Genomic DNA, 9,932 nt, shown 5'->3' on the forward strand with positions numbered 1-9,932 from the left:
CGCAGCTTCGGGCCGACTGGGCCAATCTGATGCAAAACTTGTAACTTTCGGATCAACCCTACTGAATCAGGTCTCCTGGGTCCGGCCCTTCGTCCTCATGATCTTCCATCTCGGAAACCTCGCCCGCTGCAATTAGATCAGCCAACCTTACAGCACCGCGAACCAGAGAACTCTTAATCTGTGCCGTAAAGGCCGATCTCTGGGGCGGGTCTTTATACATGATGGCATTTTGCAAGTTTGTGTGGCTTGTGCCTTCTACATTAACAAGCACAGGCTTAAACTCACCTGGCCTATCCGCATCGGCTTCTAAGCGATAAGTCATAAATATGATATTGACCTGCGGGTCATTCTTAACATCGCTAGTTTTCATAAATGCCGCGCGGCCTAGTATATATTGATATACTTGCTCAGGAATAACCGCGACGATTTTCGATTTCCAATGGTGATGGAAATAGCCTTTTCGGATGAGTTGGGTAATATAACGCTTGTATACGTTGTCCCAATTGAATCCGTATGTCGGCTTTTTCTCTAGATCTTCTCCAGCTCGCAAAGCCTGATAAGCAGGAAAAACAGATCCAGTAATATCAATGGCCTGAAGCTCTACCGACAGGAATTGGTCGATTTCCTTATCACTCTTGACGTCTGCGATAACGAAATCGACATTCCCGAAGCCCTCCATTTTGACTTCGCGGGCGATCTGCGGATCAGTAGGCTTCTCACCCGGCCAGCAATGTTCGATGACCTCTGTCAGAAAATCGACAGCGTAGAATCGCTTCGGACAGACGAAAATCAACTCTGGCCCTTGGGTCGATTTCCGGGGTGCAGGCTTCCAAAGACTGCACACGGGATAAGGCTCGCTGGGGAGTTGTGTGCTGCGCTTGGGGCATCGCGACTGAATGTACGGGCACTCGAAATCGGCGGCAGCAGGATCGACACCCTTTGCCGCCCGCCGACCTAATACCTCTCCAACAATCGACTCAGGTTCAAACGGCAATCGGGAGTTCCTCACGCAGGCTGGCTTTCACCTGCTTAGAGGCCATCCCTGCCGTATCCGCAAGAAGTAGTGCTTCGGCAACGCACTTCCCGAGTAGAGGCGGGACCGCATTACCGACCTGCACATATTGCTCTGTGCTGTTACCCTTGAACGTGAAGAAATCAGGGAATGATTGTAGCCTTGCTGCCTCGCGAACCGTGAACGAACGATCTTGGACGGGGTGAATATAGGCCCCCCAATGCACATCGCACTTGGTCAATACTGTGCATGACAGGTCTGTTTTTTTGGGTCGACCATATCGCTTGGTATGATCGCTACGCTTGGCCAACTTCATGCCTGCGGGCAACAGGTCGATCGGTATGTCCCGCCATGATCCCCCAGCGGGAATATGTCGCATCCGCTCCTGGTTGATCCGCGATAGCTTAGATGCGGAATGGTTCTGCACGATAGTGCAGTCCCCTCTCAACAAAGCCTGATAGCTGTTTTGAGGCCGTTTTCCGTATGGTCGCGGCCCTGCACGATCGCCGTTTTCCAACTTAGGAAGATCGGAAATAGCATCCCAAACTGTCACGAAGGGCAACAAGCCTGGGCCATGTGTTTGTTCGGGGAACAAGATTGGCGCATCGGTGCGCGTGGCAATGAAAAACACGCGCCTGCGCTCTTGGGGCACCCCATATTCTTCGGCGCGGAGTACCTTCATATCGACGCGATAGCCGAGGCTTTTCATACCCTCGAATATCTCATGCACGATGCCGCCCCCGCCGATCGACGTGATGCCGGTTACGTTCTCCATCACGATCCAACGCGGCTGAATGCCCTTCACGATCCGAAGATACTCGCGAAACAAGCCTGCGCGTGGGTCATTGACGCCTCGCTGGTGATTATAAACCGAATAGCCCTGGCACGGAGGACCACCGACGATCACGTCGATTTCACCCTTCTTGACGCCAGCAGCCTTTAAGAGCTGCTGTGCTGTAACGTCTTGGATCGGCCCGCCAATGAACTTGGCTTCTGGGTGGGTCGCGGAAAATGTCTCGCCTGCCCGGTCGTCATAATCCTGTCCCGCTAAGACGTGGAAACCCGCTTGCCGAAACCCCTCGGAAAGGCCACCGGCTCCGCAGAAAAGATCGATGACGGTCATGTTATGGCGCGATTTCATCGGCTCCCCCTACGCTTCAATCCTGTCAGGGGAAGCGGCAGTTGCTGCTCATCCCCATCAGTACGCTCGATCAACGAGCTGATCGCATGACGGCCAAGCCATGCCTTCGACACCTTCGACCGAGCCGCAAGCCGATCGAAAGCGGCATATTCATCTTCGGACAGATTAACGGTGATCCGGTTTTTCGACGGCATAAGTTGCCTCACTTTGCCGCAAAGTGCAGCACCTTGCATCTCTATGCCTCCGGTTCAACGCTTAGTCAATTTCAAGTTTGTTCTCTTTTTGTTCTCATAAAAAGCCTGCAAATGCAATGCTTTCTGGAGGTAAATCTGATACAAATGTCGTCGCTATGACCATCATACCGATCGACCTTCCCGCGCTCCGCGCCCAGGTGCGTGCTATGGACTATGTACGCGGCACCGCTGCCGAAATGGAACAATGGCGCGAGGCCAACGCCGAGGCGTGCGCCAATCTGGCGATCGAGGGCATGGACCTGACCATCGAGGAGCACGCCATGCTGGCGATGTTCATGGAAGAAGGCGTGCCGCCCTCGCTGGTGCCGCAAATCATCCTGAGCCTTTACGGCAAAGGATCTACCTCGACCGCTCCCGCTCCCGCTCCTGCTTCCGCTCGACCCTGATCCGTTTCCCCAGCATTTCCTCGTGGATCGGTTCGACCACGACCTTGGACACCCCGCCCTCATCCCGGCTTTTCAGCGGATCGAACACCCGGCCCTTGTCGAGCTGATCCGCGATCCAATCATGTGCCCGCGCCACATCAGCGGCAATGACAGCAGGATCGTTTCTATTCAAAGTCTCTGCCAGATGCTTGGCGAGGCGATAATGCCGGTATGCATTCTGTAATTCAGGATCGGCGTCGGCCTCCGGGCCTGTCGCAATGCGGAATCGCGCGCCAAGCGACACTGGCGCGCCCTTCGGGGCCGCGCTGGCCTGGTCGCCGGTCAACCGGTCGATCGCCTCGGCCATGACGCCGAGCTGCCCCTGCATGGCTTCGACTTGGGCGGCCAGATTCTCGACCGCCGCCAGCACCGCGCGCTGGGTCGCCAGCAGCGCCATTACCGGATCGTCGCCGTCATCCTCGCTCATCGCTCTATGTCCCTGTCCTGCTCACGATCGCGCCGCCGCTCGCGTTCTAGCGGATCGTGCTTCCCGATCTTGTCGAGCCGCCCCGCAATGCGCTCGGCCGCGCTGCCTGGCTCCGGCCCATCCCGATCGCGTTCGCCACGCTGTGCGGTCGCCTCCGCGATCCGCTCGGCCGCCCCGCGATCGGCGGCTTGGTCCTGACGGCCCCATGCCGCGCCCAGGCGATCACGTAGGCCCTGCGCCATGCCCTTGGCCTTGTCGCCCAGGTTGCGCATTGTCTCCGCGATCCTGGCGCTGATTTCGCGCAGCTGCTGGGTCAGCTCGCGCCGCTCCTGATTGCGTGCCCGCACCGCCCGTTGTTCGTCCCCGCGCTCGGTGGACGTGCCCTTGCGCTCCATCGCCACCGCCGCCAGCGGCACCTTGCCCATCGGCTCGCGGTCGAGGTCGCTTTCCCTTTCCGCGTCTCCCCGATCGCGGGCAGCCTCGCGCTGATCCTTGAGCGACCGATGATCGATGCGCTCATCGCACCCCGCCCGTTCTAGCGCCTGGTTGGCATGGTCCGCCCATGCCGCCCGCCACCCCTCAAGCCGTTCGCTGGCGTTCCAATCGCGGTTCTTCTTGCCGAACCCTTCGCCGGTCAGGTCGCGCATCGTCAGCATGACATGCGCGTGCGGCTGCTCCTGCCCGTCGGCCGAATGGCCCCGATGCAGCGACACGTCCGCAATCATCCCCTGCGACACGAAATGCTCGCGCACATATCCCTCGACCAGTGCCCGCCGATCTTCCGCGCCCAATTCACGTGGAAGGGAGATTTCGACCTCGCGGGCCAGCTGGGCGTCCTTGCGCTTCTCGACCGCCTCGACGCCGTTCCACAGGCGCGAGCGATCGAGCATCCAGTCCGGCGTGCGATCGGGGGCCATGATCTCCCGATGCTCGATGTCCGACTTGCGCGTGTAGTCGTGGCATTTGCCCAGGCGCTCGTCGGTCAGCCGCTCGCCTGACCGGTAGGCGGCGGCAGCGACCGCGCTGCGCCCGCTGGCCCGCGAGATGACTTTGACAGAGCAATGGTAGATCGCCACGGACCGCGCGCCTTCTAACTTCCTTCACTTAAGGGGGAAGCCGTCCGGCGGGGGCAAAGCCCCCACGAGGACCACGCACATCGCGCAGCGATGTATAAGCGTGCCCTTATCTTCGCTAAGGTAGCCTTGTTGCGATCCTCTTGCTATAGCGAACTGACAAGGAGGACCGCTATGGCGCGCACGCCCGTTGAAGAACGCCTTGAGAAAATGCGCGAAGACGAGCGCAAACTACGCGAGCGACGAAAGGCTCTTGAGGCACGGCTTTCCGCTGAACGCCGCAAGGCTGAAACCCGCGAGCGCATCATGCTGGGCGCGTTTATCCTTCACCACATAGACGAGGATACGCCCACGGGTCGCCAGCTCGCCCCGCTCCTGCAACGCGAACTGCCGATGTTCCTGACCCGCGAGCGCGATCATGCCCTTTTGCAGCCGCTGCTCGCTCGCCTGAAGAACCTCGAACGTGGACGGGAGGAACAATGAGCGGGCCGATCGTCGGGGAAGACAATAACGGTGGCTGCTGTCTAGCTGTCGTCGGTAGCCTGGCTGTCCTGCTCGGCACGTCCTGGCTGCTCGAAAAGGTGCTACCGACCGCGATCGCCAGCACCATTGCCTGGGTCGCGCTCGTCGTCTTCCTCGTCCTGGTCTGGAAGTTTGCCTTCAAGGGCCGCCGCAACGCGCTGCTCGGCTCGGCCGCCTTCGGTGGAATCGATGACGTGCGCGCCCTCGCGAGCAACAAGGGCGATCTTCTGATTGGTCGATCCTTCAGGACCGGCAAGCTGCTGCGCTATGACGGCCCCGCCCATCTCCTGACCATGGCCCCCACGCGCAGCGGCAAGGGTGTGGGCACCATCATTCCCAACCTGCTGATCATCGACCGCTCGGTGATCTGCATCGACCCCAAGGGCGAGAACGCCCGCGTCACTGCTCGCACCCGCGCCACCAAGGGCAAGGTGTGGTGCCTCGATCCCTTCGGCGTCTCCGGGCAACCCGCCGCCCGCTATAATCCGCTCGACCGGCTCGACCCGGAAAGCCTCGATCTGGCCGAGGACGCCATGACGCTGGCCGATGCCCTAGTCCACGATTCCGCAGGGCAAGGCGGCGAGGCCCATTGGAACGAGGAAGCCAAGGCGCTGATTGCGGGCCTGATCCTCTATGCCGTGGTCCACGAGGATCGCGAGCATCGCACCCTGGCGACGGTGCGCGACTATCTCACGCTCGCCCCCAAGGACTTTGCCGATCTGCTCGTCCTGATGCAGGACAGCCGCGGCGCCGGCGGCCTCATCGCCCGCGCCGGCAATCGCCACCTCGGTAAGTCCGACCGCGAGGCCGCAGGGGTGTTGTCCTCGGCCCAGCGCCATACCCATTTTCTCGATAGCCCCCGCATCGTCGCCAGCACTTCGGCCTCCGACTTCACTTTTGCAGGGTTGAAGGAGGGGGTTTCCACGGTGTTTCTGTGCCTGCCCCCTGACCGGCTCGATGCCTATTCCCGCTGGCTGCGCCTGCTGGTCGCCCAGGCGCTCACCGACATGGCGCGTTCGCCGGTCAAACCGGCGCGGCCCGTCCTGTTCCTGCTCGATGAGTTTGCTGCCCTAGGCAGACTCGAACCCGTCGAGCGGGCGATGGGCCTGATGGCCGGATACGGGTTGCAGCTCTGGCCGATCTTGCAGGACATGCACCAGTTGCGCGCCCTCTATGGCGAGCGTGCAGGCACCTTCCTGTCGAATGCCGGGGTGTTGCAGGCGTTCGGGGTGAACGACCATGCGACCGCCGAACTGCTGTCCAAGTCGATGGGACAGGAAACCCTCGAATTTCGCACGGCGGGCTACTCCGAGACCCATGGCAGCATTTTTGAGCGTAGTAAGCATACCCGCTCGACCAGCACCCAGGTCAGCGCCCGCAACCTCATGAACCCCGACGAAATCATGCGCATGGGGCCGGACGAACAGCTGCTGATGATCCAGGGCAAAGACCCCCTCCGGGTCCAGAAAATCCGATATTACGATCAGCGCGAGTTCGCGGGGCTGGCTGATCCTGCCTGAGACGGCCCTAGGAGACGCGATCCGCACGATAGCCCCCCCGCAGCGCATACCCTTCGGCGGTTCCTCCTAACCGTCTCTGTGCCCTCCACAGGGACTAACAGGGCGATGGCGCACCTGACTTCGCCGTGCTTCTCCCCTGGGAAGCCTGCGGCCGGTAGGCCGCCTTGTGACGGCGAAGCCGTCGCACATCAAAGGCGCATTGGCCGAAAGGCCAATTCCATATTCCTCGTCCTTTAGAGCGGCATTCTCTTCGCGCGCCCGCGTTGATTCTAGATTCTGGGATTCTATGATTCAGGGGGTGTCAAACACATTGAATATAAAGGCATATTCCGGACTTTCATGAGGAATGGGGTGGAGCATCATGAGAAATGGGGTGCCCTATTGTGAGTTTTGGGGTGGGGGTATCATGAGAAATGGGGTGCGTGAGATGAGAGCAATTTGTCTCTCATCTCATAATACCTTGACCTTGCCCGCCCCTCGCCCGAATGTCCGATTATGGACGGGACAGCCGACACAACTGGCCGCACGATGGAAGTGGCACGGATCGAGAAGGAACGCGGTTCCGACACGATAGTGCAGCCGCGCGAACTGGTGGAAGTCCGCTATGCGAGGGGGGTTTCCCTGAGCCTGTCAGCGCGCAAGGTCTTTGCCTTGATGATGCACCAGGCCGCTGGCGATGCCTGGCGCGACCAGGAACACAGAATCGCCAAGCGCATGTTGCGCGGCTCCCACAATTCCAACGATCGCCTTACCGAGACGATTGACGAGCTGATGGGCATCTTCTTCGCAATGCCCGACAAGGTGGACGGCGACCACGGGCGGCGCACCTTCCAGATGATCGAAGAGACGTTTGAGGGAGGGGAGCAGGGGTGGTTGATCTACCGTTTCACCCGGCGTGCGCGCGACCTTCTGAAAGACAGCGAAGCCTACGCCCTCCTGCATCGGGCAACGGTGCTGGCCTTCGACAGCAAATATGCGCTCGAACTATACCAGCTCGGAGCCTTGCTCTACCGACGAGACGTGCCGATCTGGCGCGGCGATGTGGAAACCCTGCGCGCCAAGCTGGGCGTTCCAGAGGGGGCTTATAGCTCGTTCGCTGACTTACGGCGTTTCGTCCTCGATGCCGCGACGGCCGAAATCAATCAGCTTGTCCCACAATTCTCCGTGGCGTGGGACGTTGCAAAAAGGCGGGGCCGCAAGGTCATCGAGGTCGCAATAACCTTCCGCCGCAAACCACCAATCGCAGCGGTTGCCGCCGAAGAAGAAAACGAGCGACATCGCGCCGGTCGCCGCGCCCGTCGAGATGGGACGGCAGAGACGATAATGGACCCCAGTGCGATCATCGCAGCGACCGCTGCAAATCTGGGTGTGTCCGATGTTTTACGCTGGCCTGCCGACGATCAGGTGACGGAATTTGGCGCGGTCGAGTTGCATGCGATCGGCGTCACCTATGGTGGAGGACACGCGGTTCAGCGATTGGCGGATCAATATGCGCGAGTGCGAGCCGACAAGCGGCGTCAGCTCCGAGGCGATGCTCTGCGTGAAGACTGGACGACTTGGGTAAGGGGTTGCGCGGAAAAATGGAGTAAACCCTAGTTGTAGGTGCTTGCAATCGTAGCGGCGTTTGCTTGCAAACAGAGCCTTTTTTTGCTCGGATTATCTGACAACCGGCTCGGCGATCTGCTCGCGCTATCTGCCAATGTGCTCGCCATCATCCTGCGCTGCTCGCAATCATAAAGGTCTGCTCACATCCCCTGCCAGCGAAACAGGGCGTCAGCGCGGCACCCGGATGGAACCTTCCGCGATCCCCTCGGCGACATTGGAGAGCATGACGGCGTAGCGATGCAAACCGGGGAAGCGACCAGCGTTCTTGTCGATTTCACCGCCGTATCCGGCGTCGAGCAACGCCTTGAAGTCGGGCATCACGTCGAACATGCCGCCGAGCAGATCGATATCGGAGGCCCCGGTAAGCAACAGGGCGTTCGCATGGGCGTCGAGACGCTTCATCGTTTCCAGCATTTCGGTCCTGGTCATCGCATCCTGTCCGCTTGCGGGGTTCCATCGCCTAGCACGACGCGCCGGCCCTGTTCGCGAAAACCTTCCTTTCTGACGACCTCGCGGGCGGGCCATGACGACAACGCATTTCTGCGGCCCGCCGCTTGTCAGAACTGTTCTGGAAACCTGCTTCGCAAAAGCGCTTGCCGGCTACGGGTTTGGAGAGCCCATTGGCACGGAGCGTGAGCACAACGCCCCGTTTGCAAGCAGCGCCGGATGATGGCGAGCACACTGGCAGATAATTCGAGCAGGACGCTCCCCGCCAGTGGCAGAAAGCGTGAGCAGGAAATCAGGCTGTTTGCGAGCACACGCCGCTATGATTGCAAGCGCCTACACCTAGTGGTTGTCGCTCTTTGGGTTTCACGATACCCTATAGAAACAGGGATACGTTCCCGGTTGGAAACGGGGGAATAAAGCATGGCAACCGTCTCGATGACGAAAGGGGCCGAACTGGCCGGGGTCAGCAAGGGGACCGTCTCAAAAGCTCTTAAATCTGGTCGTCTTAGCTATGCTGAGAAGACCGATAACGGCTACCTCATAGACACTTCCGAACTATTCCGGGTGTTCCCCCCGAAACAGAAAGAAACGGTTGCCGAGTCCCGCTCCGAAACCCCTTCTGGAAACAGCGAAACCCCAATAAATTCAGGGGGGTTGCAACGTGAGATTGAACTGTTGCGTGAACAGTTGCAGGACCGCGATAGCGTAGTTGCCGATCTACGGCAGAGGCTCGACAAATCAGAGGATGAGCGGCGAGAGGCGCAGGCGCGGGTGATAGGATTGCTGACCGGCCCGGAGCCTGCGGAATCCAAGCGCGGCTTTTTTGGTCGGTTGTTCGGCAAGGCAGATGATTGATCTGCGCGCAGCTCGCTATCGTCCGACGAGCCGCGATATCGTTGCCTGACTGACGTCAAACAGCGCCGCGACGGTGCGCTGCGTATCACCAGCAGCCAGTCTCTCCAGTGCCTCGGACTGCTGGTGAGGGGTGAGAGCCGCCTTGCGACCGAATTTGACACCACGCGCTCTTGCCTGGACACGCCCTGCGGCGGTGCGCTCGGTGATGCGCTCCCGCTCCCAACTGGCTGCGATCCCCAACACCGCGATTATTACCTCTGCAAATTGGGAAGTCGTATCAACCATCGGCTCGGCCAATGATCGGAAGCCAGCCCCGGCCTCCTTCACTGCATGGAGGATATTCAACAGATCGCGGGTGTTGCGGGCAAGGCGGTCTGTTGCCGTCACCATCAGCACGTCGCCATCATCTAGTGCGCCGATCGCGCGCTTGAGCTGGGGACGCTCGGCATTCGCTCCGCTAATCTTCTCGCGGTAGATTTTCACGCACCCAGCATCGGTGAGCTGGGCGATCTGCTGGGCCAAGTCCTGGCCGGTGGTTGAGACGCGCGCATAGCCGTAGATCATAGCCAAAATGGTGCATCAGATTTTTGCATCAGGAAAGAGGCCGGATTCCTGTGGGTTTCAATCTGGCCCAGTCGGCCCGAAGCTGCG

General features: G+C 60.0%; 12 protein-coding genes. 5 read left to right on the forward strand and 7 right to left on the reverse strand.

Features of this window, described 5'->3' with window-relative positions; genetic code table 11:
• Positions 1-58 precede the first annotated feature (58 nt).
• Genes L858_RS0118820 through L858_RS0118830 form a run of 3 tightly spaced genes read right to left on the reverse strand, consistent with a single transcriptional unit; the run spans position 59 to position 2,386 of the window.
• Positions 59-994 carry a NotI family restriction endonuclease gene (locus tag L858_RS0118820; protein ID WP_158230102.1) on the reverse strand — a complete coding sequence of 312 codons (936 nt, stop codon included), beginning with the start codon at positions 992-994 and terminating at the stop codon, positions 59-61.
• Positions 984-2,153: a DNA cytosine methyltransferase gene (locus L858_RS0118825; RefSeq protein WP_021316101.1), complete on the reverse strand. Its 1,170-nt coding sequence runs from the start codon at positions 2,151-2,153 to the stop codon at positions 984-986. Before L858_RS0118825 ends, L858_RS0118820 begins: the two co-directional genes overlap by 11 nt.
• Positions 2,150-2,386: a ribbon-helix-helix domain-containing protein gene (locus tag L858_RS0118830; protein ID WP_081643412.1), complete on the reverse strand. Its 237-nt coding sequence runs from the start codon at positions 2,384-2,386 to the stop codon at positions 2,150-2,152. The genes L858_RS0118825 and L858_RS0118830 overlap by 4 nt, the downstream gene beginning before the upstream one ends.
• Positions 2,387-2,502: 116 nt before the next feature.
• On the opposite strand from L858_RS0118830, the gene L858_RS20765 reads away from it, so the two are divergent.
• On the forward strand, positions 2,503-2,793 hold the full coding sequence (locus tag L858_RS20765; protein ID WP_021316102.1) for a hypothetical protein: 291 nt from the start codon (positions 2,503-2,505) through the stop codon (positions 2,791-2,793).
• Here L858_RS20765 and L858_RS0118840 read toward each other — a convergent pair.
• Both L858_RS0118840 and mobQ read right to left on the reverse strand, forming a co-directional pair.
• Positions 2,747-3,259, reverse strand: coding sequence for a hypothetical protein (locus L858_RS0118840; RefSeq protein ID WP_021316103.1), 513 nt, complete (start codon positions 3,257-3,259; stop codon positions 2,747-2,749). The genes L858_RS20765 and L858_RS0118840 overlap by 47 nt on opposite strands.
• Positions 3,256-4,335 carry a MobQ family relaxase gene (mobQ, locus tag L858_RS20770; protein WP_021316104.1) on the reverse strand — a complete coding sequence of 360 codons (1,080 nt, stop codon included), beginning with the start codon at positions 4,333-4,335 and terminating at the stop codon, positions 3,256-3,258. Before mobQ ends, L858_RS0118840 begins: the two co-directional genes overlap by 4 nt.
• A gap of 171 nt (positions 4,336-4,506) precedes the next feature.
• Here mobQ and L858_RS20775 point away from each other — a divergent pair, with 171 nt between their 5' ends.
• The 3 genes from L858_RS20775 to L858_RS0118860 all read left to right on the forward strand — a co-directional run bounded on the left by L858_RS20775 (position 4,507) and on the right by L858_RS0118860 (position 7,970).
• The gene (locus L858_RS20775) at positions 4,507-4,815 is read left to right on the forward strand and encodes a hypothetical protein (protein WP_022684617.1); all 309 of its coding nucleotides are present in this window, start codon (positions 4,507-4,509) and stop codon (positions 4,813-4,815) included.
• A complete protein-coding gene (locus L858_RS0118855; RefSeq protein WP_021316106.1) occupies positions 4,812-6,374 on the forward strand; it encodes a type IV secretory system conjugative DNA transfer family protein in 1,563 nt (520 codons plus the stop codon). Before L858_RS20775 ends, L858_RS0118855 begins: the two co-directional genes overlap by 4 nt.
• A 495-nt stretch (positions 6,375-6,869) precedes the next feature.
• Positions 6,870-7,970, forward strand: a complete 1,101-nt coding sequence (locus tag L858_RS0118860; protein WP_044663677.1) for a replication initiation protein — start codon at positions 6,870-6,872, stop codon at positions 7,968-7,970.
• A 177-nt stretch (positions 7,971-8,147) separates the two neighbouring features.
• On the opposite strand, the gene L858_RS0118865 is transcribed toward L858_RS0118860, so the two are convergent.
• Positions 8,148-8,393, reverse strand: a complete 246-nt coding sequence (locus L858_RS0118865; RefSeq protein ID WP_015449414.1) for a hypothetical protein — start codon at positions 8,391-8,393, stop codon at positions 8,148-8,150.
• A gap of 453 nt (positions 8,394-8,846) precedes the next feature.
• On the opposite strand from L858_RS0118865, the gene L858_RS0118870 reads away from it, so the two are divergent.
• A complete protein-coding gene (locus tag L858_RS0118870; protein ID WP_021316108.1) occupies positions 8,847-9,281 on the forward strand; it encodes a cell division protein ZapB in 435 nt (144 codons plus the stop codon).
• Between the two features lie 15 nt (positions 9,282-9,296).
• Here L858_RS0118870 and L858_RS0118875 read toward each other — a convergent pair whose 3' ends face one another.
• Positions 9,297-9,845, reverse strand: coding sequence for a recombinase family protein (locus tag L858_RS0118875; RefSeq protein ID WP_022684618.1), 549 nt, complete (start codon positions 9,843-9,845; stop codon positions 9,297-9,299).
• Positions 9,846-9,932: the final 87 nt, after the last annotated feature.

Source organism: Sphingobium bisphenolivorans (assembly GCF_000412635.1).
Classification (GTDB): Bacteria; Pseudomonadota; Alphaproteobacteria; order Sphingomonadales; family Sphingomonadaceae; genus Sphingobium; species Sphingobium bisphenolivorans.